The organism is Arthrobacter oryzae, from assembly GCF_030812315.1.
In the GTDB taxonomy this organism is placed as follows: domain Bacteria; phylum Actinomycetota; class Actinomycetes; order Actinomycetales; family Micrococcaceae; genus Arthrobacter; species Arthrobacter oryzae_B.
The window spans coordinates 61,828-86,887 of record NZ_JAUSSM010000009.1; the positions used below are offsets into that span (position 1 = coordinate 61,828).

Below are 25,060 nucleotides of genomic sequence, written 5' to 3' on the forward strand. Positions count from 1 at the left end.
AGGGCGTCTGCCAGTTCCTGACCCGCGGGAGACTCCGCGATGTGGCGCGGATGCGAGCGAAGATAGGAAGGCCAGTCTTCGTAACCGCCGATTGCGCCGGGGCGTGGTGCCGGGTCCATCGTGCCGGGATCTCCGGTGCGCGGTTTCATCGGTGCGGCCTGCCGGGTGCAAACATCGTTGTCCTGCCTCTCGCAGTTGCTCTGATCCGGAATGGGCCGAATTGCAGAAAACGCTTTCTCAAAAATTAGCAAAAGGGTGTACAGCGGTCAAGAAAGCGTTTACTTTGGTACAAAGCCGCTGTTGGCCCGGTCACTCCGGAAGCCAGGCAGACGGGCTGTGCCGGAACTTATCGGCAGGCCCGGGTCGGCTAGAGCACTTCACACCAGCACGCCGTGGAAGGCCACGATGACCAAAGGAGACCACATGGCCGCACAGCATCACCCGGGGACGCCGGCAGGCGTCCGTCAACCGAGGGGGAGGCAATGAGCGCTATTGGCGAACTGTCCTCCATCAGCCGGCGCAAAAGGCCGGCCACAGCCGAGGAGAAACGCGCTAACCGCCGTGACAACAAGGCAGCCTATATCTTCCTGCTGCCATGGCTGATCGGTCTCGGGGCCATCACCGTTGGCCCCATGATCATGTCCCTCTACCTGTCGTTCACGGACTACAACCTGCTCCAGCCGCCGGAATGGGTGGGCCTCGACAACTTCACCCGCATGCTGGGCGATGCACGGCTCCACAATTCACTCCGCGTGACCTTCACGTATGTGCTGGTCGGGGTTCCGCTCCAGTTGGCTGTCGCGCTGCTGATTGCCCTGGTGCTGGACAAGGGCCTGCGTGGCCTGCCGTTCTACCGGTCCATTTTCTACTTGCCGTCCCTGCTCGGCGGCTCCGTTGCCGTCGCCATCCTCTGGAAGCAGATCTTCGGAACCTCCGGCCTGGTGAACCAGGTGCTGGCCATGTTCGGGGTCACCGGACCGGGCTGGATCTCGGACCCGTCCACGTCACTTGGCTCGATCATCCTGCTCCATGTCTGGACCTTCGGCAGCCCTATGATCATCTTCCTTGCCGGCCTGCGCCAGATTCCCAACATGTACTACGAAGCGGCCGAGGTTGACGGTGCCACCACCCTGCAGAAGTTCTGGCGGATCACGTTGCCGCTGCTGAGCCCGATCATCTTCTTCAACCTCGTCCTGCAGATCATCGGTTCGTTCCAGTCCTTCACCCAGGCGTTTATCGTCTCGGGAGGCAACGGCGGACCGTCCGACTCCACGATGTTCTTCACGCTCTACCTCTACCAGAAGGGGTTCGGCCAGTTCGACATGGGGTACGCCTCGGCGATGGCCTGGTTCCTGTTGGTGATCATCGGCGCTTTCACGGCCTTCAACTTCATCGCTTCAAAGTATTGGGTGTTCTACGATGACTGAACTACAGACCTTGCCGGCTCCGGAGAAACTGCCGTCCTCCGAAGGGAAAACGAAGGGCAAGAGCCCCAGGGGCGGCAGCAGGAAACCCGAATCCCGGGGAACGCTGGCCTTCAGCCGCAGCGCCCGGATCAAAGCCCTCGCAAAGCACGCCGTCCTGATCATTGCCGGCGGCGTGATGATCTACCCGCTGCTGTGGATGGTGGTTTCTTCCCTGCGGCCCAACGATTTGATCTTCCGCGAACCCGGACTCTGGCTGGACAGCCTGGAGATGGGCAACTACACCGACGGTTGGTCCGCACTGACCCATCCCTTCGGGCACTACATGCTCAATTCCGCGGTGGTGGTGATCGGCTCCATCCTGGGCAACCTGATCTCCTGCTCGATGGCCGCGTACGCCTTCGCCCGCCTGCAGTTCAGCGGCAAGAAGGTGTTCTTCGGAATCATGCTGCTGACCATCATGCTGCCCTTCCACGTGATCATCGTTCCGCAGTACATCCTGTTCTCGCAGATCGGCTGGGTGAATACCTTCTGGCCGCTGATTGTGCCGAAGCTCCTGGCAACTGATGCGTTCTTCGTGTTCCTTATGGTGCAGTTCATCCGGGGCCTTCCGAAGGAACTGGACGAAGCCGCCCGGATCGACGGCGCCGGCCACCCGCGCATCTTCCTGCAGGTCATCCTGCCGCTGATGGTTCCGGCCCTCGCCACCACCACAATCTTCACGTTCATCTGGACCTGGAACGACTTCTTCGGGGCCCTGATCTACCTGACGGATCCCGAGATGTTCACCGTACCGGTGGCCTTGCGGGCGTTTGTTGATTCGCAGTCCGCGACCAGTTGGGGCTCGCTCTTCGCGATGTCCATCGTGTCCCTTCTGCCGGTGTTCCTGGTGTTCCTCTTCGGCCAGCGCTTCCTCATCAAGGGAGTCGCGACCACGGGCATCAAGTAAGTCGGGCTGTTCCGGGGTCATCTCGTTTCCTGGCCATCTTGTTTCCGGGCCGCGCTGTTCCCGGTCCGGTGCCTGGTCAGGCCTGGTAGGTGCCGTTGGTTCCTGGCAGTTCCTTGCAGTTCTTAGCAGTTCCTGGGGTGGATGGGTGTTCGTTGCCCCTCCGCCCCAGCCCTTTGGTCCCGGCCCGAACTTGCGCGTCAAACATCTTGTATTACAAGTAACTTGCTTGTATTCTCACCTATGAGAAAGCGTTTTCTCAACGCTTTCAAGGTCATTCAGTTTCGAACCCAGTCAGCTTTCAAGATCAACGAAGATCGGAGAACCCAGTGCCGCTATTTTCCCGCCCTGCCCCAGCCGCCAGTCACGGCTCAGCGGGGGCAAAGTCCGCCCAGTCCGGGCGGAGGCTGCGCCGAACCGGCGCGGTCGCCGCAGCTGCCGCCGTCGTCCTGGCCCTCAGTGCCTGCGGCGGGGGAGCCCCTCCGCAGAGTGCAGACGGCACAGTCGAACTCCGTTTCTCCTGGTGGGGAGGTGACAAGCGTGCGCAGCTGACACAGGCCGCGATTGCTGCCTTCGAAGCCGAGAATCCGAACATCAAGATCAAGCCGGAGTTCGGCGACTGGAGCGGCTACTGGGACAAGCTCGCCACCCAGGTTGCCGCCAACGACGCACCGGACATCATCCAGATGGACGAAAAGTACATCACGGAGTACTCCAGCCGCGGCGCCCTGCTGGATCTTTCCAAGTACGACATCGACACGTCCAAGTTCGATGAAGCCGCCCTTAACGCCGGCAAGAACGAGGACGGCCTGACTGGCATTGCCGCCGGAATCAACGCAGCCACCATCCTGGCGAACCCGGCCGTTTTCAAGGCCGCCGGCGTTGAAATGCCCGATGATAGCACCTGGACATGGGAAGACTTCGAACGCATCGCCGCTGAAGTCACCGCAAAGTCGCCGAAGGGTACCTACGGCGCCGCTGCCTACGGCACGGACGAAGCGTCTCTCGGTGTTTGGCTTCGGCAGAACGGCAAATCCCTGTACACGAGTGACGGGAAGCTCGGCTTCGAGCCGAACGACATTGCCGAGTGGTGGGGATTCCTGAAGGAGCTCAGCGAGAAGAAGGCCGTACCCGGCGCCTCCGAGGTGGTTGAGGCTGAGGCCGCACCGCTGGACCAGAGTGGCCTGGCTACCGGCAAGAACGGACTGGCCTTCTGGTGGTCCAACCAGCTGCCGGCCCTTGAGAAGGCTGCCGGCGGTGATCTGCAGATCCTGCGGTTCCCGTCCAAGACCGGAACCTCTGCGGACGCCAACCTTTGGTACAAGGCTTCCCAGTTCTGGTCCGCGTCATCACGCACCAAGCACCCGGAAGAAACGGCCAAGTTCATCGACTTCCTGGCCAACAACACCAAGGCCGGCGAAGCGCTTCTGGCCGACCGCGGTGTTTATCCCAACTCCGATGTCCGGGCAGCAATCGAGTCCAAGCTGACCCCCGCCGACATCAAGGTGGTCAAGTTCATTGACCAGATCAAGGGCGAGCTCGGCGAGGCTCCGGCACCGCCGCCGAAGGGCGCTGGTGCCATCCAGGAGATCGTCAAGCGCTACACCTCGGAGGTGTTGTTCGATCGGCTGTCCACTGAGGAGGCCGGCAAGAAGGCCGTTGATGAAATGAAGTCAGCCATCAGCAGCTAGTCAGCGGCATTCCAGGCTTGTCCGCAGATCCTGGCCCTGTAGGGCAGGATCTGCGGACAAGCCTTTGTTGTCTGCGGTGGAGCCGGCCCGCCGTGCCGTTCAGTCCTCCGCGATCACCGCCACACCGCCGGCCGGGACGGTGCCCGCGAACCGCTGGCCCGAAAGCAGTTCTGCCCCTGCTACCCGGACCGAGGCATCGGCGTGCGTGTGGTTGATGGCGAACACGAAGCTCCCGCCGTCAACGCCGCGGCGGCGCGTCAATTCGACGCCGTGGTCCGCGTGGGCCACAGGTGCAACTCCGGATTCAGCGAGCAGGCGGTCTAGCAGTGCTTCGACGCCGTTCCGGTCCGGGAACGTGGCCAAATACCAGGCCGAACCCGCGCCCACGGAGCGGCGGGTCAGGGCGGGAACGGCGTCGAGCGGATATTCAGTGAACGTCGCGAGGACCTCGGCCTGCGCGTCCCCGGAAACGCCCGCAGAAGTGTCCCCAGCAACCTCCACCACGTGCACGTGCTCGCTCCACACCGAGCCCACCCCGCCATCGCTGGGCCCGTCACTGAAGCCGTCGCTGAGTTTGACGGTGGCCCCGGCCAGCAGCGGGTGGAATTCCTCCACTGTGACTCCCAGCAGGTCCCGGAACGCGCCAGGATAGCCGCCGAGCCGGATGTGGTCCCGTTCGTCGACAATCCCGCTGAAGTAGCTAATCAGGACGGTGGCCCCGGCCCGGGCGGCCGCAGCGATGTTGGCAGCGGCAGCGTCTGTGACGTTGTAGAGAGTGCACACCAATACCAGGTCGTAGCCTTCCAGCGACGCGGCAGGGTGCACAAAATCCACAGAGATCCCGCGCAGGAACAGCGAACGATGGAAAGCCCGCATCAGGTCCAGGTATTTGACGTCCTGGCTGGGGTGGGAATCGATTTCGCTGGCCCACCAGGCTTCGTAGTCGAACACGATGGCCGCCCGGGATTCGACTTGCGACCCGCGCAGGAGCGCCAGCTTCTTGAGCGAAGCGCCCAGCTCCACCACTTCGCGCCAGACCCGGGTGCCGCGCCCGCCGTGGGGAACCATGGCGGAGTGGAATTTCTCGGAGCCGGCGAAGCTCTGCCGCCACTGGAAAAACATCACGGCGTCCGCGCCGCGGGCCACGTGGGCCAGGGAATTGCGCAGCATTTCACCGGGCATCTTTGGCTGGTTTCGGGGCTGCCAGTTCACTGCCGACGTCGAGTGCTCCATGAGGATCCACGGGTTGCCGCCCGCGACGCCGCGCGTGAGGTCCGCGCTGAACGCCAGCTCGATCTGCCGTTCCGGATCGGCAGCCACCAGGTAGTGGTCGTTGGCGATCACATCCAGGTCCTTGGCCCAGTCGAAATAGTCCATGGACTTCGTGGCGCTCGAAACCATGAGGTTGGTGGTGGCAGGCACCCCTGGAGTCACCTCGCGCAGGACCTCGAGCAGGGCGCGGTAGTAGTCCATCAGCGCCCAAGAATTGAAGCGCTGGAAGTCCAACTGCTGGCCCGGGTTGAGAGTGGAAGGCGCTACCCGCGGCGGCAGGATTTCCTCGAACGAAGCGTAGTGCTGGGACCAGAAAGCCGTTCCCCACGCCGCATTCAGGGCCTCGATACTCCCGTAGCGCCGTCCAAGCCAGAGGCGGAAAGCAGCCGCGTCCTCGTCCCCGTAGAACTCCGAAACGTGGCAGCCCAGTTCGTTGTCCACGTGCCACAACGCCAGGGCCGGATGGTCCTTGTAACGCTCGGCCAGCACCCGGGTGATGCCAGTCGCGTAACGCCGGTAGACGGCCGACGACGGCGTGTAGTGCCGCCGTGAGCCCGGCCCCAGCACGGTGCCGTCAGCCGTGACCGGGAGGATCTCCGGGTGCTTGCGCACGAGCCAGGCCGGGGGAGCGGCAGTGGCGGTCGCGAGTGCCACCTTGATGCCTGCCTCCGCCAGGTTGTCCAGGACATCGTCCAGCCAACCAAAGTCGTATTCGCCTTCGGACGGTTCCAGCAGCCCCCAGGAGAAGATGCCCACGCTGAGGAAGGTAACCCCTGCTTCCTTCATCAGTTCCAGGTCCTCCATCCGGACGCTGACCGGCCACTGCTCCGGGTTGTAGTCGCCTCCGTAGGCGATACCTTCCAAGCCTGCCCACACCGCGGGCGGAGTTGATTTTTCCTGGGGTGTCATGGGACTCCTTTGTCGTTGCTGTCGGATGGTGCCGGCAGGAAAACCGATGTTTGGAAAACGCTTGCCCAAATATGGGAATGACGATATTGTATCGTTTCAGAAAGCGCGTGTAAGCCAAGTCACTACTCTCGTTGAGAGAATCACAAAGAATCGCGCTTACACAACCGAGCAAGGAGGCTCTTATGATCGACAGAAGGAAGTTCCTCACCACCGTGGCACTGGGCACAGCATCTGCCGCAGTGCTGGCGGCGTGTGGCGCCCCCGCCCCCGCCCAGACAGGATCGGCGGAGAATCCGGTCACCATCAACTACACCTGGTGGGGCAACGACGATCGCGCCGAGCGTACCCGCAAGGCCATCGCCCTGTTCGAGGAAAAGAACAAAGACATCAAGGTCAACGGGAACTTCACCGACTTCGCCGGCTACTGGCAGAAACGCGCCACCGAAGCGGCCGGCGGCGGGCTGCCGGACGTGATGCAGTTCGACCTGTCTTATATGCGGGATTACGGCCAGCGGAACCAGCTTCTGGACCTGGGAACGGTCAAGATCAACACGGACGCCTTCGATAAGTCCCTTTTGCCTTCCGGCCAGATCCGGGGCAAGACTTACGGCATTCCCACCAGCACCAACGCCTTTGCCGTCTACTACGACCCCGCCAAGCTCGCCTCACTGGGCATTGCCGAGCCGGACGGCACCTGGAACTATGACGAGTTCAACAAGTTCCTTGCCGAGGTTGGAGCCAAGGGCAACGGCGCTCTTTTCGGCGGCACGGACTACACCGGCGTGTGGTGGATGTTCAACGTCTGGCTGCGCCAGAACAACATCGAAGCCTTCACCGAGGACGGCAAGCTCGGTTTCACCAAGGACGACCTGAAGAAGTGGTGGAACCTCACGGCCGACCTGCGGGGCACGCCTGCCCTCGTTTCCGAAGAGCGGGTCACCCAGCTCGCTCCCAAGTCGCCGTTCGGCTCGAACGTGACCGGCACGGAGGTCACCTGGGATAATTTCATGGCCGGTTACCTCGCGGACAGCGGGGCCAAGGAGCTCAAACTGGTGCCGGTTCCCTCCGATGACAAGGACAACCTGGGCCTGTTCCTGAAGCCCTCCATGCTGATGGCAGCCAGCGCCAAAACCAAGAACAAAGACGCCGCCGCACGGTTCATCGACTTCATGGTCAACGACCCCGAAGTCGGCCAGATCTTCAAGACTTCCCGCGGTGTTCCGGCCTCGAAGACCCAGCGCGACGGCACCACCTTCGAGGGCACCGACAAGCTGGTTGTGGATTACGAGAAGTCCATCGAGAAGTACCTCAAGGACGCCCCGGAGCCGCCCATCGTCGGCTTCGGCACCCTGGAGGCCTCCTTCAAGCGCGTGGCCTCGGACATGAACTACGGCAAGCTCACCGTGGACGGCGCAGCGGATGCGTGGTTCAAGGAAGCCGAAGACCTCATCAAGCAGAACGCCTGATCACGCAGAATATCTGATCAAGCCTTCACTACTGACGGAATGAAATCGTGACTCAAAGCCCAACCCTGAGCAGGCGGTCGACGCCGTCCGCTCCTCCGCTGCCGCGCAAGTCGCGGCAGCGGGGGGCGGACGCCCGCGCCGGCTACACCTTCCTGCTGCCCTGGCTGCTGGGATTCATCGCCCTGACCGTGGGTCCGATGATCTCCTCGCTCTACCTGTCCTTCACCAACTACAACCTGTTCGATCCGCCCAAGTGGATCGGGCTGGATAACTACACCGCCATGTTCCAGGACGAACGGTTCCTGCAGTCGGTCGGCGTGACCGTGGGCTATGTGGTCTTCGGCACCCCGCTGAAGCTCGCCGCCGCACTGGCGGTGGCCATGCTGCTGAACAGTGCGCGCAAGGGCCAGGGCTTCTACCGCTCCGCGTTCTACGCCCCGTCCCTGATCGGCGCGTCCGTCTCCATCGCCATCGTCTGGAAGGCGATGTTCGGCGATTCCGGTCCCGTGGACCAGGGCCTGTCCTTCTTCGGCATCAACCTCGGCGGCTGGGTGGGCAACCCCTCCATGACCATGCCGATGTTCATCCTGCTGACCGTGTGGCAGTTCGGCGCCCCGATGGTGATCTTCCTGGCCGGCCTGAAGCAGATCCCGGCCGATCTCTACGAGGCGGCGTCGATGGACGGTGCCGGCCCGGTGCGGAAGTTCTTCAACATCACCTGGCCCATGCTTTCCCCGGTGGTCTTCTTCAACCTGCTGATGGAAACCATCCACGCCTTCCAGATCTTCAGCTCGGCGTACATCATTTCCAACGGTGAAGGCGGCCCCGCCGGCTCCACCCTCTTCTACACCCTCTACCTGTACCTGCGCGGCTTCTCCGACTTCCGGATGGGCTATGCCTCGGCGATGGCCTGGCTGCTCCTGATCGTCGTCGGCCTCATTACCCTGGTCATCTTCCGCACGTCCAAGTCCTGGGTCCACTACAGCGGGGACGCAAAATGACAACCATGGCAACCCCCACCAAACCGGCAGCAGAAGCACCGGCACCCGTCTACAACCCCAAGTCCGAGTCCGCGGGGGCCAAGCGCACCAAGAGCGCCATCTTCCACATCGTGGCGCTGGCCCTCACCGGTGTGGTCCTCTACCCGGCCCTGTGGATGATCGCCTCATCCTTCAAACCGAACTCCGAGATCGGCGGCGCGAACACCTCGCTGTGGTCGAGCAACTTCAGCTTTGACAACTTCGTCACGGCCATGGACGGGATCGGCGGGGTGTCCACCCTGCAGTTCTTCACCAACTCCCTGATCCTGGCCATCGGCGCCGTCGTCGGCACCATCCTCTCCGCGTCCGTCTCGGCATACGCCTTTGCCCGGATCAAGTTCCCTGGCCGCAGCGTGTTCTTCGGCATGATGATCGCCACCCTGCTCCTGCCCTTCCACGTGGTGATCATCCCGCAGTACATCGTCTTCCAGCAGCTGGGCCTGGTGGATACCTACATCCCGCTGCTGATCGGCAAGTTCCTGGCCGCGGACGCGTTCTTCGTCTTCCTGATGGTCCAGTTCATGCGCAACCTCCCGGCCGAACTGGACGAGGCGGCCCGCATCGACGGCGCCGGCCACGTCCGGATCTTCACCTCCATCATGCTCCCGCTGATGAAACCGGCCCTGATCTCGACCTCGATCTTCTCCTTCATCTGGAGCTGGAACGACTTCCTCGGCCCGCTGCTCTACCTGAACACCCCGGAGAAATACCCGCTGCCGCTGGCCCTGCGCCTCTTCGTGGACCAGACCCAGTCCTCGGACTACGGAGCCATGATCGCCATGTCCGTCCTGGCACTCCTCCCGGTACTGATCTTCTTCCTCGTCTTCCAGCGCTACATCGTTGAAGGCGTCTCCACCCAGGGCCTCAAGGGCTAATAGCGACGACGGAAGCTACAGACAGAAAATGAGCATCATGGACAGCACCACACCCGCATCAGGTCGCGACGACCGGATCCCGGTAAACCGCTTCGCACTGTTTTCCGAGACCCTGCTGGCCGGACTGCTGGTGCTGGTGCTGTCCATTCCTCTGGTCACCATCCCCGCCGCCTACGCCGCGGGAATCGCCCATCTCGAGCGCCATCTTTCCGGCCGGGACGATTCCATCCGTGCCCTCTGGGGCACGTTCCGCTCAGCCTTGCCGGGCAGCTGGAAGCTGGGAATCACGACGGCGGCAGCCGCCGTCGTGATTGTCCTGAACCTCCTGCTCACCATGGTGGGGCAGCTGCCCGGCCAGGCAGTGGTCCTTCCCGCCACCCTGATCCTGGCGGCCGCCGGAGCGATCCTGCTGCTGCGCACCGCGGCGGCCTGGTCCGACTTCGCCGGCCCCAAGGGAACCGCCACAGGAACCGGTGCTTGGCCCGCCGCCCTTGCCACCGGCAAGGCCTTATCCCTCCGCGACTGGACAGGTTCCCTGCTCCTGGCCGCCGCCCTCTTTGCCGCCGTCGTGTTCGTCTGGATGCTGGCCGCGCTGTTCGTTGTGGTCCCCGGCACACTGATCCTGGCCTCGGCATCCGTCAAAATGCGTTCCACCCGCGCCTAGCTCCGCCACCGCCCAGCGCCGCCCCCGGCCAGTCCCGCCCCGCCCGCGCCAAAGTACCGCCCCCGCAGGTCCATTTCACTATCGAGTTGAGCCAGACGTGTCTTCCGAGCGCCCCCAGTCCGCAGAGTCCCTCCAAGCCGCCACTGACCGTCCGCCGCGCTGGTACCACCCGCTGGCCCAGCGCAACTACCGCCTCTTCGTTGCCATCCAGCTCGCCGGGAGCACCGGAATCTGGATGCAGCGGCTGGCCCAGGACTGGCTGATCCTGCAGCTGACGGGAAGCCCCGCGGCAGTGGGCGTGGCCGTGGCGCTGCAGTTCCTGCCCATGCTGGTGGTGGGCCCGCTGAGCGGCATCCTGGTGGACCTATACCCGAAGCGCCGCATCCTCCTCGTCTGCCAGGCGATCACCGCTCTCCTGGCCATGGCCCTCGCGGTCCTGGATGCAAGCGGCGGGATCACCGTCTGGGCCGTGTACGCCTGCTGCGTTGCCCTGGGCATTACGTCCGCGGTGGACGGTCCGGCCCGCCAGGTGTTCGTCAACGAGGTGGTGGGCGACGCCGCCCTGCGCCCCGCGATCGGACTGAACAACGCGATCGGCCAGCTGGGCGCGATGCTGGGGCCGGCGGTCGGCGGCCTGCTGATCGCCAAGATCGGTTCCGCCGCTGCCTTCGCTGCGAACGCCCTGGTGTGCCTGGCGGTGCTGGGCCTGATCGCCGCCATCCGGACGTCCCAGCTGTACCCCAGCGCGCCGCCCCTTCGCGGCCGCGGACAGATCCTCGCCGGGTTCCGCTACGTCCGCCACCGGCCCGCCCTCCTGCTGGTGATGCTCCTCGCCGGACTCCTGGGCGCCTTCGGCATGAACGGGCCCGTGGTGCTCGCAGCCTTCGCCGAAAACGTGTGGCACAGCGGGGCCGCCGGATTCGGCACGTTCAACACCTTCAGCGCCCTGGGCGCACTTGCCGGGGCCCTGCTGGCGGCGCGGCTGCGGACCCTGGGCCGCAAGGGGATCGTGGCGAGCGCCGGGCTGTTCGGGCTGACCCAGCTGGTGGCTGCACTGATGCCCACGCAGGAACTGTTCGTGGCCATGCTGGTGCTGGTGGGCGTCATGACGCTGCTCTTCCTGACCAGCGCAGCCACCACGGTCCAGCTGGAAGCCGGCGCTGAAGTCCGCGGCCGCGTGCTGGCACTCTACCTGCCGCTCCTGCTCGGCGGGCACGCGCTGGGCGGGCTGCTGGCCGGCTGGCTGACGGAGGAGTTCGGTGTCCGCGCCGGCCTCGTGGTGACGGGGGCGCTGGGCATGCTGTCGGCGGCGGTCATCGGCCTGCTGCTTTGGCTGAATGCCCGACGTCGGGCTGCGATTTGACCCGCGATTTGACAGAAATGGCCGCTAAACGCCGGCTATTGCGGCCTTATGTGGCGAATGGCCGGGCGCCGGACCCCGGCAGTCCCGGCCTGGGCGCAGGCAGTCCTTGACTGTGATGTGACGCACACCTAGTGTTGTCGAGAAAGCGTTTTCTCGCTTCAGTCCAACCAAGCCGTCAAGAGGACATCGAATGATTTTGCGCGCCCTAAAATCCCGAACTCCCAAGATCGCGGCCGTGGCAGCCGCCCTCGCCTTAGCCCTTTCGGGCTGCGGCGGTGGTGCCCAGCCCGACGCCGGCGGGCCGGTGACATTGCGTTTCACCTGGTGGGGTTCGGACGTCAGGCACAAAATGACGCAGGAACTGATCGACGCGTTTGAGGCCAAGAACCCCAATATCAAGATCGAAGGCGAATACGGGGACTGGTCGGGCTACTGGGACAAGCTCGCCACGCAGGTGGCTTCGCAGCAGGCTCCGGACATCATCCAGATGGACCTCCAGTACCTCGGGGAGTACTCCAAGCGCGGGGCCCTGCTGGACCTGAAGGAGGTGGACCTATCCAAATTCGACAAAGCCGCGGCCGACGCCGGCAAAACTCCGGACGGGCAGTTTGCCGTGACGGCCGGCATGAATGCGCTGGTGGTCTTGGCGAACCCCTCGCTGGTCTCCGCCAGCGGCGTGACCCTGCCGGGCGACCAGTCCTGGACCTGGAAGGACTACGGGCAGACCGCCGCGGACATCACGGCAAAGGGCAAGGCCGGCACCTATGGCTCCGGTCCGGTCACCGGCGACGCCTCCTTTAACCTGTGGCTGCGCCAGCACGGCAAGTCGCTGTTCACCTCGGACGGAAAGCTCGGATTCGATGAAGCGGATGCGAAGGGTTTCTTCGAGTTCCAGGAGGACCTCCGTGATGCGAAGTCCGTCCCGCCGGCGTCCATCCTCACCGAAGAGGCCAGCGCGCCGCTGGACCAGACCGGCATGGCCACCAACAAGTTTGCCCTGGGATGGATGTGGTCCAACCAGCTGGGCGCCCTGACCAAGGCCTCCGGGCAGGCGCTCGAAATCAAGCGCCCGCCCAGCACTGACGGGAACGCCAAGTCGGCGCAGCAGTACTACAAGGCATCCCAGTTCTGGTCGGCGAGTTCGCGGACCAAGCACCCGAAGGAAGCCCAGCAGTTCATCGACTTCCTGGCCAATAGCGTCGAAGCGGGAGAGATCGGGCTGGCGGACCGGGGCATTCCCGGCAACTCGGAGGTCCGCGCTGCAATCACGCCCAAGCTCAGCGCAGTGGACGCGGCAACAGCATCCTTCATTGACGATATTGCGGACGAAGTGGGCGACTCCCCGGCAGTACCCCCGGCAGGTGCAAGCCCGGCCGGGGAGATCCTCACCCGGTTCTCGAGCGACGTGCATTTCGGCCGCCTCAGTCCGGAGGAAGCCGCAAAGAAGGCGATCGAAGAGCTGAAGAGCGGGCTCAGCTAGCCCTCGGAGTTTTTGTCCAGATAAAGCGGCCACAACGTCCCTTAGGTCGCTTCATCTGGACAAAAACTCCCGTAGGGGAGAGGTGCGGGGGGAGGGGATGGGTAGTTGGCTATTCCGGCCGGAAGTGCCAGGTCCCGGGATCGATCCGGAACGTCACCCTGTCACCGGCGGAGGATTCGACGACGACGGCGGCACCCGGCGTCGGGCCTTCCACCGCGTAGCGGCCCGCCGGCAGCACCACGGCCGCGCGGACTCCGGCGGGGACCGTGCAGCTGAGTTCAACTCCGGCAGCGCCGCGGCGCCAGTCGGCCGAAACCATCCCGCGCTGGAGGGGGACACTTCCACGCGCATGCTCCAGCCGGCAGACGGGCGGTTCGACAGTCACCTCGGCACCCCCGGCAGCCACCCGGACGCCGAGCAGGTGTCCAAGGATTTCCCGGACCACCGAAGCGGACCAGGCGTGCGACTGGCTGTAGTCCGTGTCCTCGTCCAGTTCCCAGGCTTCCCACGTGAAGCTTGCCCCGGATTCCAGCAGCTGTGCCCAGCCGGGTTGGCCGGGGTTGGTGAGCAGCTCCAGCACCTCGTCCACCAGTCCCGCCGCAAGCAGCGCCCGCACCAGGCGGTGCACGGTCATGGGACCCTGCCGCATCCCCAGCGCCGCCAGCCGCCGGCCGTCCCGTTCCACCCACTCTGCCCGCGTGATGCCGAACGACAGCGGGAAGGAGCTTGCGTGCTGGGAGGCATGGCTGCTCGGGGAGCCGTCGGCGTGCAGCCCGTCCACCATCAGGCCGTCCACGCGCAGGCGCGTGTTGATGGCGGCGGCCAGATCAGCTGCCTGCCGGCGGTATTCCCGGGCCGGCCCGGTCCTCCCGGCCAGCTCGCACAGCCCGGCCACGGCAGTCAGGACAGACACGGCCTGGGCGTTCACCGTGGTTTTGGCGGCGCACTCCATGTCATAGCCGAACCGTCCAGGTGCCGGCCAGTCGACGATCCCGTGCAGGTACGGGCCGGAGCCGCCGCCGAGGCGGGTGACCAGTCCCGCCGTCGGGCCCTCAACAGGGACGTGGCGCAACACGTATCCGGCCGTGGCGCGCAGTGCCGGCAGCAGCTCCTCCACCAGTGCGGTGTCGCCGCTGATCCGGTGGTAGTCCTCGACCCATTCGGGCATCATCAGGGAGAAGTCCGGGATGTCGCGTTTCCCGTCGCCATTGGGATACACCGCGTTGTAGCGGCCGTGGTCGTCGCCGTCGGCCCAGTACCTGATGGCCGACGCCGCGAACTCCCGCAGTGCCTGGGCCGTCAGGTTCCGCTCGCCGAACAGCGCCATGGTGGCATAGGAAATGTTGACGGCGTCGCCCAGGAACTGGCCCTTTTCGCGGGTAGGCGTGTCTACAAACTGTTCCTGCACGCCGTACAGGGCGGAGTCCCGCAGCAGGGTGAATACCGCGTCCAGCGCGGGATCGGAACTACTGAAGAAGCCTTCCCGCCGATGTTCGGAATGTACGACGACGCCGCTCACCGCGGCGATTTCGTTCGCCGGGATCCCCGGTACCTCGAGGTAACGGAACCCCAAGTGAACTGCCGCTTCGTAGCGTTGCGGGCCGGCAGCCTGCGTGTAGGGGAAGGACATATCCGTGTTCTGGCTGGCCGACTTGCCGCGGTCAACCCGGCCGTCCGGCCCGAGGCTGTAACCCGCACGGATCATGACGGTGCGGCCGGGCTGGCCGCCGTTGAATTCCACCACGGGCCGGGCGGGCAGCACGCGCCCGAAGTCGGCCACCACCGTGCCGTCCGGAGCGGTGAGGAGCCGGTCGGCGGTGACGGGTGTCCTGGCCAGGAAGGTGCGCCGGGGAAGCAGGGCCGGGAAGTCCGCGATCGGGTGCCTGCCGAGCGGGGTCGCCCGCTCCCACGCGGAGGGGTGCCCGGCGCCGAATTTGGCTCCGTCCAGATGCTCCACCGGATCGCCTTCGTCGTTGCGGTATCCGGACTGCCGGTAGGGGCCCTCGGCCACTTGCCAGTTATGTCCGGTTCCATGGACCTCGCGGCGGCCGTCGTCGTAGTCGACGTGGAGGTGGGCCAGGAGTCCGGGAACGCCGGCTGCCCTGCCCTGGCCCGGTCCGTACCAGTGGACCCTTGCGGAGAGGACCACGTCCCGCTTGCCGTTCTGCCCTGGTTCGGCCTTCAGCAGTGCGGTGACGTCGGCGGCGTCGTAATAGCCCTCGCCGGGGTAGCCGAACGAGGACGTCTCGAGGCAGGCCTCGCCGCCGATGCTGAACAGGGCCTGGTGGCTGGCCGCGGCAAACAGCCTGGCGCGGACCACGTTGCCTGACAGCGCAAGGTCGGTCCGGGCCAGCGTCCATTCGTCGGGTTGGCGGTGGGCCGTGGTGCGCTCCCACTGGGCGAGGCACGCATGGGCGTTGTCAGTGCCGGCGTCGAACCGGTGGTGAAGGATCCGGCGGTCAGGGAGTGTTGTGCCGCCTGGGCCGGCGTGCGGACTTGGATCGGAATGCTGATCCGCCGGGGTGGCGTCGGTGACGAAAATGGATGCGTATTCAGCCTGGCTGCGCGGACCCTGGTGGAGGGCCAGGCGTCCCTGAAATCCGGCCGGGGCGGGCTCGTCCACCGTGAAGAGCTCCACGCCGTCGAGCGTGACCGCGATGGCGCATCCGTCGTCCGTTACCTTGAGGCCCTGCCAGGTGCCGGGGACAAGGTCCTTGCCGGGCAGCCGTTCCTGGACGACGGGTGTGTCGCGTTCCAGTTGGGCGATGGCCAGGATCTCTGTTGGCGGCACGGCTGCAGCGGGGATTTCCCAGCGGGCGGCACGCCGGAGAACCACGTTTCCGGCGGTATCCAGTTCCAGCAACAGCCCGGTGCCGGGACCGGTGGTGCGCAGGAGCAGGCCGGCCCATCCCATGGCCGGCCGGAGGCGCGCCTCCAGGCTGACGTGGCGGAGGGGCGGGCAGGGAAGTGGCAGGAACGGCGAACCGGCAACCCGCAGCGCGCCGTCCAAAACTTCCAGCGGGGCGCGGCCGCCGGGCGTCCTGCGGATCCACTCGGCGTTCCACTCCGGCGTGTCGAGTCCCGTGCTGAAGCCGTGTTCCGCGGACCACGGCCCCGGCAGGCCTACCGCGTCGTGGAGCTGCACGGTCCAGCGGTAGTCGGCGTCGGGCCCGAGGTCCGGGCCGCCGTATGGCACAAAGTGCTGTTCGCTGGAGGCCACAACACCCGAATCCCACAGCAGCGTGCCGGCCGCATCACAGAGCCGCAGCTGGTAGGCGCCCTGGTAGCAGGAAGACGGATCGCTGCCCGGTGCGCCAACCAGCTCCCAGCCGAAATGCGGGCGCTTTGAGGCCGTCAGGCAGGCTTCGAGTCCGTCCGTCAGCAGCGCGACAGCGGCAAGCGGGCCCGTCACCGTTCCCCAGCCGCTGACGCGGCGTCGGCTGATCCGTCAGCCAACCCGTCAGCCAACCCGGCAGCTGATCGGTCAGCCGGCCCGGCGGCCAACCCGGCAGCTGATCGGTCAGCCGGCCCGGCGGCCAACCCGGCAGCTTCCTCCGGAGTCAGCGTGCCGTCCGCGATCCAGACCGTGAAGGCGCGTTTGACGGTTTTCCCGGCGGGCAGCTTCACGGGCCTGTTCCAGGCGAGGGCGGAGCCCACCCCCGGGTAGCCGGACAGCCGGACGAACCACGGATCCGGCGCCTCCGCAGGGGCGGTAAACACCAGGCTCGCGCGGCCGTCCGGGAAGTCGGCAGTCCACGCCAGCCAGGGCGAGACGGAGCCATGGACCTCGCTTTCACCGTGTTTGTCGGCTGTGAAGACCTCAGCCGCAGAGCATGCGGGCAGCCGCCAGAAGAATCCGCCGTAGCCGCTGCCAGCGGCGCCGTTGGAGCCGGGACCGCCCAGCGAGGCGTCCACGACGGCGGTCAGCTCAGTTGCCAGGTCCAGCCGCCAGGTACGGGCGTCCACCCGCACCGACCGGAGGCTGCGGCGCTCGCGGACAAGTTCGCTGCCGTCCGGTGCCTGCCAGCTCAGTTCCTGCTGTACGGAATCACCATCACGTGACCCCGGCGCTGAAGTGGCGGAAAGCTGCACGATCCGGCCGTGGTCCGGGCGTTCTTGATACCGTGCGGCGGCCCGGGTGTAGGTCTTTCCGCCCCAGAAGTTGATGCCGTTGACGTCCTGCAGGGCTATGCCTGCGCCTAGGTGCCAGGGGTGGTCCGCCGGGAGGTGATCGGTCACGGTGACTCCACCGAGCGTGCGCACCGGGTGCAGGTAGGGCCGGGGTGAGAGCCTCGCCGCGATGGCGGTGCCGTCCTGCAGGGTGGCCACCGTGGCGGCGCCGCTTGGCGCGGCCGCCTCCGCAGGGCCGCCGCCGTGCTGGCCTCCGGCCCGAACGGCCGGGTCCTCCCGAGCGGCCGGGTCCTCAACAGTGAGGTCCTGGAGAGCGGGGTCGCTGACAGTGAGTGAGGGCTTCTCCGCAGTGCCGGCCGCGGGCCGTGCCCATGGCAGGCCAAGCTCGCTGAAGGTGGCGTGCGCCGCCGTCGCGCGTTCCAGTGCGTCCTCGATGCCGGCGATCACGGCGTGGGCGGAATCGCCGTCGCCTGCCCAGTCGATGTACTGCCCGGGGATCAATGTAGGAGCATCGGCAGTGCGGATGGCTTCCAGCACGCGCATGAACGCGCCGCTGTCGGCGAGCGGACTGATGAGGGGCACTTCCTTGGGCGTGGCGTGCGGTGAGTGGCGCCGGCGCAGGTGCTCCAGCAGGTTCTCGGTGAGATCCTCCCGGCCGAAGACCTGGCTGCGCTCGCCGTCGGCAGCGCTGATGCTGAGGCGGTCCTCGGTGTAGTGGAATACTGCCGTCCCTTCGCTGCCTTGGAGCGTGATGTACGGTTCCACGGATTCGGTGGCGCAGAGGGTTAGGGCGCAGGTGATGGGCAGTCCCGATGTGGTGCGGACCCGGATCACGGAGGTGTCGTCCGATTCAATATCGTTGGCGCGGTAGAGATCCGTTTCCACCGATTCGAGATCATCCAGGGTGCGTGCGCCGGCGATCCTCAGGGCGGTGGCGATGGCGTGCGCCAGCGGATTGGTGGCCACCCCGTCCACGACGTCGACACCGTTCAGGCTGCGTTTGCCGGCCCAGCGCGAACGCTTGTAATACGCCCGGTCCCGCACCCAGCGCCCCGTGGCGGAGATCCCCAGGAGTGTGCCGATCTCTCCCGCCGCAAGCAAGTCCTCTATGGCCTGCAGGGCGTGGGATCCGAGGCTCTGGAACCCGATCTGGACGCTGCGCCCGGCTTCAGCGGCGGCCTCCTGCAGCCGGTTGAAATCAGCAAGGGAAGCCACCGGGGGCTTTTCCAGGTACAGGTCAGCGTGGGGGAGGGCGGTCAGCGCCAGAGGGGCGTGCGTCTGGATGGGCGTGGCCACGATGACGAGGTCCAGAGCCGGGGTTGCCGCCAGGAGTTCGTCAAGGTTGCTGAACACTGCCGTCTCGGGAGGAAGGGCGCCCGGAGCGGGCGGATTCGGATCAGCAACAGCCACGAGGGCGACGGCGCCGCTTGCCTGCAGCCGTTCAAGGTTGCGGAGGTGGTGTGTTCCAAAGCCATGGACTCCGACGAGTGCCACCCTGGCCGCAGCGGTGGTGGGGAGTTTGCGTTCCTCCGGGACGGGCTCGGACAGGGTGCCCATGGCTCTCCTCTTCTATCCCCGGGACGGGGGTGTTGACGTCGGTGTCTGTTCAGGAAATCGCGGGCCGGGTTGGACCGGAGCTTGGACCGGAGCCGGGGCCGGGGCCTTGGCTAGCAGGGGCCTTGGATTTCTGCCTTCAGCCTAGGCCGGGCTGCCCGGCATAACCCATGGTAAGCGCTTTCCAAAATTATGGTGGCCCCAGCATATCCCGGTTTCCCGATTCATGTAACGATTCAAATTGAACCTTGACCGTCTCTGCAAAAGCGTCTACATTTTCGAGAAACCGCTTACTTACGTGACGTGGACCACTGCGGCCCCCGTTTCTGCAACGATGGAGAGTTTGGAGGCTTGGCATGCTGGCTGGAAGTTTTAGCGCGAAGGCATATTCATTCTTCGACACCCTGCTGTGGATTGCGTGCCTGAATCTGCTCTGGATTGTGTTCTCGATTGCGGGTTTGGGGGTGTTTGGCGTTGGTCCCGCGACCGCGGCTGCCCAGATCCTGGTACGCCGCAGGGTGCGGGGTGAGGCCGCCCCGCTGCTTCGAGCGTTCACGAGGGAATTTGGTCGCAACTTTGGCCGGGGAAACGGCCTCGCGCTGCCGGTTATACTGGCCGGCTCAGCCCTTGGGCTGAACTGGAACTACTTCTCCGCCTCCGGTGACCTCCTGTCGCAGTTGATGGCTGCCGGTGTGTTCCTTGCTGCCATCTTCCTGGTTGCCGTGGTCTGCCACCTTTTCCCCATGTTTGCCCGCTATGAGTTGCCGCTTCCGCAGTACCTTGTGATGTCCTCGCGGTTTGCCTTCCGGCACCTGGCAGGCACCGCGATCCTGCTGTTCGTGACCGCGGCCGCCCTGTATGCAAGCCTGGCCCTGCCCGGGCTTATTCCGTTCTTCAGCATCGGCGCCTGGCTGTATGTGACCGGCTGGCTGTGCGATCGGTTCTTCGCCGCCAACGACGAATCCGTGACGGCAGCTGCTGAAGCCATCGGTGCCGCTGAGGTTTCGGACGCCCGTCACCACCACCCTGCCGCCACCATCGGGGCCCCGGTTGCCTGAGGTGGGTGCCTGCCGGCCCTGCGGACGTGCGGCGGGCGGCGCGGGCGCGCGCTGCCGGGAGGTCTCTGCGCTCGACGAAAATCTTTATCGCCTGCCCGCGACTGAAACGTATCAAAATCAGCGACGCTCCGGGCCACCACCAAACCACCACCAAAACTCAGTCAGCCAACCCCGACGAAGTGGAAAAGGAAAACACCATGACCCGCAGAAAACTCAGCCTGGCGGCCGCCGTCGTGACCGCCACCGCCCTGACCCTCACGGCCTGCAGCGGAGGTGAAGCACCGGCTGCGGACACGTCGAAGATCAGCATCATGGCGCCTTTCCTGGAGGCGCAGCCACCGTCGGCCGACGGTGCCGTGCAGCAGAAGCTCGAAGAGCTCACCGGCAAGGACATCGGCATTACGTGGACGCCGAATGCGTCCTATGAGGACAAGATGAACATCACGTTGGCGTCCTCCGAGATTCCCCAGGTCATGGTGGTTCAGAGCAAGTCGCCAGGGTTCGTCAAGAACGCGGAAGCCGGTGCCTTCTGGGATCTCACCGACAAGCTGGACGAGTACCCAAACCTGAAAACCACTTTCCCGGAGGTTGAGCAGAACGCCAGCATCAACGGCAAGGTCTACGGCGTCTTCCGCGCCCGCAACCCCATCCGTGCGGCGGTGATGTTCCGCCAGGACTGGCTGGACAAGCTCGGGCTGAAGGCGCCGGAGACCACCGAGGATCTGTACAAGGTGGCCAAGGCGTTCACCGAACAGGATCCGGACGGCAACGGCCAGGACGATACCTGGGGCATCACTATTCCCAAGTGGGGCGCCCTGGGCTCCAACAGCCCCTACGACATCATCGAAGAGTGGTACGGCGCCGGCAACCGCTGGACCGAGAAGGACGGAAAGCTGATTCCGAGCTTCGAGACCGAGGAGTTCCTCGAAGCAAACCGCTTCGTCAAGAAGATGGTTGACGAGAGACTCATCAACCCGGACTTCGCCACCTTTGACGGGACCAAGTGGAACGAACCGTTCTTCAACGGCAAGGGCGGCATCATCGTCGACGTCGACTCCCGCGTAAGCGTCCTCATCAACCTGTTCAAGCAGGCCAACCCCAATGACTTCGAAAACAAGGTTGGATTCGTCGGCAACCTCAAGGGGCCCGACGGCGAACTCAACGCACACCCGACGGACGGCTACTCCGGCTTCCTGGCCGTTCCCAAGACCAGCGTCCGGACCGAGGCTGAGCTGAAGAACGTCCTGGAGTTCCTGAACACCATGAACGGCAAGGAAGTGGCTGCCCTCCTCAACAACGGAATCGAGGGGGTGAACTTCACTGTCGAGGACGGAAAGGCCGCCACCATCAAGCCCGAGACAGCAGAGGGCAAAGCTGTGTCCACCGACATCAAGAGCTACGCGCAGCTGGGCACCAACGTCACCGGCAACAACTTCTACCCCGTCAAGCAGGCCTCGGACTACGAGCAGCAAGTCTTCGACAAGCGGGTTGAGGTCATGGCGGAGGACCTGAAGAGCGCCGTCTACAACCCGGCCGCGGCCTTCGTGTCACCCACCTACGTTGCCAAGGGCGCGCAGCTGGACAACATCGTGGCCGATGCGCGGATCAAATACCTGGCCGGCCAGATCGACGAGCAGGGCCTGAAGGATGCCATCAAGCTCTGGAAGGCCAGCGGCGGCGACAAGGTCCAGGAAGAAATCAACAAGCTCTGGCAGGACAGCAAGTGACAACGTCCACCGTTGACGTCAAAGCCCCGGAGCAGGCGCCGCCACCCGCGCCTGCCCCTGGGCGGCGACGCCGCTTCGCCGTCCACTTCGCCCACTACAAGTGGCTCTACCTCCTCCTTCTCCCCGGAGTGGTCTACTTCGCGGTCTTCCGCTACGCCCCCATGTATGGCGTCAGCATCGCGTTCAAGGACTACGTCCCTTTCCTGGGCGTCAATGGCAGCCCGTGGGTGGGCTTCCAGCACTTCCAGGACTTCTTCAGCAACCCGGACTTCGGCCGGCTGCTGGGCAACACCCTGATCCTCGCGTTCCTGAACCTGGGGATCGCCTTCCCGCTGACCATCGTCCTGGCGCTGTTGCTGAACGAGGTCCGCCTGTCCATCCTCAAACGCACGGTCCAGACCCTCGTCTACATCCCGCACTTCCTGTCCTGGACCATCGTGGCGTCGCTGAGCTTCCTGCTGTTCGCCCTGGATTTCGGGCCGCTGTTCCTGTTCATCAACTCGGTGCTTGGCACGGACATTGACTTCCTGTCCGACCCTGCCTGGTTCCGGCCGCTCATTGTCCTCCAGGAGATCTGGAAGAACACCGGCTGGGGGACCATCATCTTCCTGGCCGCCCTGGCCACCGTGGACCAGGACCAGTACGAGGCCGCGATCATCGACGGCGCGGGCAGGTTCCGCCGCGTCTGGCACATCACGCTGCCGGGCATCCGCTCCACGATCATCGTGATGCTCATCCTCGCGATCGGGCAGATGCTGAACACCGGTTTCGAACAGATCTACCTCATGACCAATGCCCTCAACCGGTCCGTGGCAGACGTCTTCGACACTTACGTGTACTTCGTGGGCATCACACAGGGCGCCTACAGCTACAGCACCGCCGTGGGATTGTTCAAGTCCCTCGTGGGCATCGTGCTGATCTTCGGCACCAACTGGCTGGCCAAGCGATTCAACCAGAGCGGACTGTTCTAATGAAGATTCACAACACCACCGGCGGGCGGATCTTCGATGCCGCCAACTACGTCTTCCTGACGGTGATCGGCGTCCTGACGCTGCTGCCGTTCGTGTACGTGTTCGCGGGCTCCTTTGCCACCGAAGCCGAGATCACCCGCCGCGCCTTCTTCGTGTGGCCGGAGCAGTTCAGCCTGGGTTCCTACGAGTACATCTTCTCCACTCCCGCCTTCATCCGCGCCCTGGTCACCACGGTGCTGGTCACGGTTGTGGGCACGGTGGTGCAGCTGATCCTGACGGTCACCATGGCCTACCCGCTGGCCAAACGGAACCTCCGCGGCCGCCAGCTGATCCTGTCACTGGTGGTCTTCGCCATGGTGTTCTCCGGCGGCATGATCCCCACGTTCCTTTTGATCAAGGACCTGGGCCTGCTCAACAGCTACTGGGCGCTGATCCTGCCGGCTGCGATCAACCCGTTCAGCCTGATCATCATCAAGAACTTCTTCCAGGAACTCCCTCAGGAGCTCGAGGAGTCCGCCAAGATGGACGGCGCCACCGAGGTCGGGATCCTCTGGCGGATCCTGCTGCCGCTGTCCAAGCCGGTGCTGGCCACGTTCGCGCTGTTCTACGCCGTGGGCATCTGGAATGACTTCATGTCGCCGCTGCTGTACCTGAGCGACAACTCCAAGTGGACCCTGCAGATGTACCTCCGCCAGGTCACCGCGTCCAGCGACCTCCTTGGCACCGGCAACGTGGACCCGAACTACATACCGCCGGAACAGGGCATCAAGTTCGCCGTGATCGTGGTGGCCACCCTGCCCATCCTGATCTTCTACCCGTTTTTGCAGAAGCACTTCGCCAAGGGAATGCTGATCGGCTCCGTCAAGGGCTGAGCTGCGCCGCACCGGGCGTCACCGCCAGTCACTGCCCCCGCCTCACCTCCAACCCCCACTCCCCAACCGCCATCTGACAGAAAGGCCGAAGATGAAGATCCTCCTGGCCGGCGACTCGACGGTCGCCAATTGTCCCACCCATGAGTACCCGATGAGCGGCTGGGGCGCGCACCTTGCCCCGCACGTCTACACGTGGGGATCAGTCCACAACTTCGCCAAGGGCGGGGCCAGTACGGAGTCCTTCCGGGTCGAAGGCCTGTGGGATGCGCTGCTGGAGCTGGCCGGCGAAGGCGACGTGGTGCTGATCCAGTTCGGCCACAACGACCAGAAGCGCCCGCACCTCGCGGCCAGGACCGGCTACGCGGCGAACCTGCGGACAATGGTTGCCGAAGTGGGCGCGCTCGGTGCGGTGCCCGTGCTGTGCAGCTCAGTGGAACGGCGCCATTTCCTTGCCGGCGCCGGGACCGAGGGCAGGGCCGGGACCGTGCTGGAGCAGAGCCTGGAGGATTACCCCGAAGTGGTCCGGGAGCTCGCGGCGGAGCTTCATGTCCCGCTGATCGATCTCACCAGCTGGACGCGCGGTCTCTACCTGCGGCTCGGCGTGGAGGGCTCCAAATCCCTGTTCTGCCACTTCGGCCCGGGGGAGCACGCCCACTGGCCGGACGGCCTGGCGGACAACACGCACTTCCATGTTGACGGCGCCCGGCTGGTGGCGGAGCACGTCGCTTCGCAGTTGGCGGCCCGGCTGGCATCGCCGGGACTCGCCGTACCCGAGGGAACCCGCCGGCACTCCGCGGCTGCGTCCGTCTGATGGGAACGCCGGCGGAAAAGTCCGGAGGCCTGCTGTACAGCAACCCGCTCGCCGGTCCGGAGGACGTGGCGGACTGGATTGCCGAGGGCCCGGTCAGCCTGGCCGGGCATCCGGCAGCGGACGACGACGGCGGGACGGCACCTGCCGCTGACCTCCTGCCGGGGGCACTGCTGCTTTCCGGGTCAAAGGACGAGGAAGACTTCGGCGACCATGCCCACTGGACGATCTGGTGCCCGGTGGAGTTCCCGGACCGGGTGAGGGTCAGCTGGGAGTTCCTCCCCCTCGCGGAGCCGGGGCTGGCCATGGTGTTCTTTTCGGCGGCGGGCCACGGCGGACGGGACCTGTTTTCGGGCGCCCTCGCGCCGCGCACCGGCTACTACCCGCAGTACCACTCAGGCGACATCGACGCCCTGCACGTCTCGTACTTCCGGCACAAGCACGCGGAGGAGCGGGCGTTCCGGACCTGCAACCTGCGCAAGAGTGCCGGTTTCAAGCTGGTGGCGCAGGCAGCGGACCCGCTGCCGCCCACGGAGGATGCACTGGATTTCTACCGCATGGAGCTAGTCAAGGACGGGCCGGAGGTGGCCTTTTCCATCAACGGACTGCCCGTGCTGGCGTGGCGGGATGGGAGCCGCAGCGTGCTGGGCGGGGGCTATCTCGGCTTCCGGCAGATGGCGCCGCTGCAGGCTGCCTACCGGAACCTGGTGGTGCAGGCGCTGTAGCCTCCCTCTTAGCGCGAACGGACACTTGCGGCCCTAGCCGCAAGTGTCCGTTCGCGCTTCGCCTCCGTGATGCCATCCGCGGGC

18 protein-coding genes are annotated in these 25,060 nt (G+C 65.2%); 15 read left to right on the top strand and 3 right to left on the bottom strand.

The window, feature by feature from the left end; translation table 11 throughout:
• Positions 1–482: 482 nt before the first annotated feature.
• The 3 genes from J2S97_RS17465 (at position 483) to J2S97_RS17475 (ending at position 4,061) form a co-directional block, all read left to right on the top strand.
• On the top strand, positions 483–1,427 hold the full coding sequence (locus J2S97_RS17465) for a carbohydrate ABC transporter permease (protein ID WP_307051212.1): 945 nt from the start codon (positions 483–485) through the stop codon (positions 1,425–1,427).
• On the top strand, positions 1,420–2,373 hold the full coding sequence (locus tag J2S97_RS17470) for a carbohydrate ABC transporter permease (RefSeq protein WP_307051213.1): 954 nt from the start codon (positions 1,420–1,422) through the stop codon (positions 2,371–2,373). The genes J2S97_RS17465 and J2S97_RS17470 overlap by 8 nt, the downstream gene beginning before the upstream one ends.
• Before the next feature lie 326 nt (positions 2,374–2,699).
• Positions 2,700–4,061, top strand: coding sequence for an ABC transporter substrate-binding protein (locus J2S97_RS17475; RefSeq protein ID WP_307051214.1), 1,362 nt, complete (start codon positions 2,700–2,702; stop codon positions 4,059–4,061).
• Between the two features lie 99 nt (positions 4,062–4,160).
• On the opposite strand, the gene J2S97_RS17480 is transcribed toward J2S97_RS17475, so the two are convergent.
• Entirely contained in the window at positions 4,161–6,242 is a 2,082-nt protein-coding gene (locus J2S97_RS17480; RefSeq protein WP_307051215.1) for a beta-galactosidase, read from the bottom strand.
• Between the two features lie 182 nt (positions 6,243–6,424).
• Between J2S97_RS17480 and J2S97_RS17485 the strand changes: the two genes are divergently transcribed.
• The 6 genes from J2S97_RS17485 (at position 6,425) to J2S97_RS17510 (ending at position 13,130) form a co-directional block, all read left to right on the top strand.
• Positions 6,425–7,708 (top strand): ABC transporter substrate-binding protein, encoded by a 1,284-nt coding sequence (locus tag J2S97_RS17485; protein ID WP_307051216.1) that lies wholly within the window; start codon positions 6,425–6,427, stop codon positions 7,706–7,708.
• 47 nt (positions 7,709–7,755) lie between these two features.
• Positions 7,756–8,709, top strand: a complete 954-nt coding sequence (locus J2S97_RS17490; RefSeq protein ID WP_307051217.1) for a carbohydrate ABC transporter permease — start codon at positions 7,756–7,758, stop codon at positions 8,707–8,709.
• On the top strand, positions 8,706–9,623 hold the full coding sequence (locus J2S97_RS17495) for a carbohydrate ABC transporter permease (RefSeq protein ID WP_307051218.1): 918 nt from the start codon (positions 8,706–8,708) through the stop codon (positions 9,621–9,623). Before J2S97_RS17490 ends, J2S97_RS17495 begins: the two co-directional genes overlap by 4 nt.
• A 28-nt stretch (positions 9,624–9,651) precedes the next feature.
• Positions 9,652–10,287 carry a Poxvirus protein I5 gene (locus J2S97_RS17500; protein ID WP_307051219.1) on the top strand — a complete coding sequence of 212 codons (636 nt, stop codon included), beginning with the start codon at positions 9,652–9,654 and terminating at the stop codon, positions 10,285–10,287.
• Positions 10,288–10,384: 97 nt separating this feature from the next.
• Positions 10,385–11,650, top strand: coding sequence for an MFS transporter (locus tag J2S97_RS17505; RefSeq protein WP_307051220.1), 1,266 nt, complete (start codon positions 10,385–10,387; stop codon positions 11,648–11,650).
• Positions 11,651–11,840: 190 nt separating this feature from the next.
• Positions 11,841–13,130 (top strand): ABC transporter substrate-binding protein, encoded by a 1,290-nt coding sequence (locus tag J2S97_RS17510; RefSeq protein WP_307051221.1) that lies wholly within the window; start codon positions 11,841–11,843, stop codon positions 13,128–13,130.
• 109 nt (positions 13,131–13,239) lie between these two features.
• Here J2S97_RS17510 and J2S97_RS17515 read toward each other — a convergent pair whose 3' ends face one another.
• Together J2S97_RS17515 and J2S97_RS17520 are read right to left on the bottom strand one after the other, a co-directional pair.
• Positions 13,240–16,542, bottom strand: coding sequence for a family 78 glycoside hydrolase catalytic domain (locus tag J2S97_RS17515; RefSeq protein ID WP_307051222.1), 3,303 nt, complete (start codon positions 16,540–16,542; stop codon positions 13,240–13,242).
• Entirely contained in the window at positions 16,539–18,818 is a 2,280-nt protein-coding gene (locus tag J2S97_RS17520; protein ID WP_307051223.1) for a DUF6807 family protein, read from the bottom strand. The genes J2S97_RS17515 and J2S97_RS17520 overlap by 4 nt, the downstream gene beginning before the upstream one ends.
• A gap of 353 nt (positions 18,819–19,171) precedes the next feature.
• Between J2S97_RS17520 and J2S97_RS17525 the strand changes: the two genes are divergently transcribed.
• The 6 genes from J2S97_RS17525 to J2S97_RS17550 all read left to right on the top strand — a co-directional run bounded on the left by J2S97_RS17525 (position 19,172) and on the right by J2S97_RS17550 (position 24,976).
• On the top strand, positions 19,172–19,873 hold the full coding sequence (locus J2S97_RS17525) for a YesL family protein (RefSeq protein ID WP_307051224.1): 702 nt from the start codon (positions 19,172–19,174) through the stop codon (positions 19,871–19,873).
• 197 nt (positions 19,874–20,070) lie between these two features.
• Positions 20,071–21,600 (top strand): extracellular solute-binding protein, encoded by a 1,530-nt coding sequence (locus tag J2S97_RS17530; RefSeq protein WP_307051225.1) that lies wholly within the window; start codon positions 20,071–20,073, stop codon positions 21,598–21,600.
• Positions 21,597–22,571, top strand: coding sequence for an ABC transporter permease (locus J2S97_RS17535; protein WP_307051226.1), 975 nt, complete (start codon positions 21,597–21,599; stop codon positions 22,569–22,571). Before J2S97_RS17530 ends, J2S97_RS17535 begins: the two co-directional genes overlap by 4 nt.
• On the top strand, positions 22,571–23,443 hold the full coding sequence (locus tag J2S97_RS17540; protein WP_307051227.1) for a carbohydrate ABC transporter permease: 873 nt from the start codon (positions 22,571–22,573) through the stop codon (positions 23,441–23,443). The genes J2S97_RS17535 and J2S97_RS17540 overlap by 1 nt, the downstream gene beginning before the upstream one ends.
• Before the next feature lie 91 nt (positions 23,444–23,534).
• Positions 23,535–24,254: a rhamnogalacturonan acetylesterase gene (locus J2S97_RS17545; RefSeq protein ID WP_307051228.1), complete on the top strand. Its 720-nt coding sequence runs from the start codon at positions 23,535–23,537 to the stop codon at positions 24,252–24,254.
• On the top strand, positions 24,254–24,976 hold the full coding sequence (locus J2S97_RS17550; protein ID WP_307051229.1) for a DUF1961 family protein: 723 nt from the start codon (positions 24,254–24,256) through the stop codon (positions 24,974–24,976). Before J2S97_RS17545 ends, J2S97_RS17550 begins: the two co-directional genes overlap by 1 nt.
• Positions 24,977–25,060: the final 84 nt, after the last annotated feature.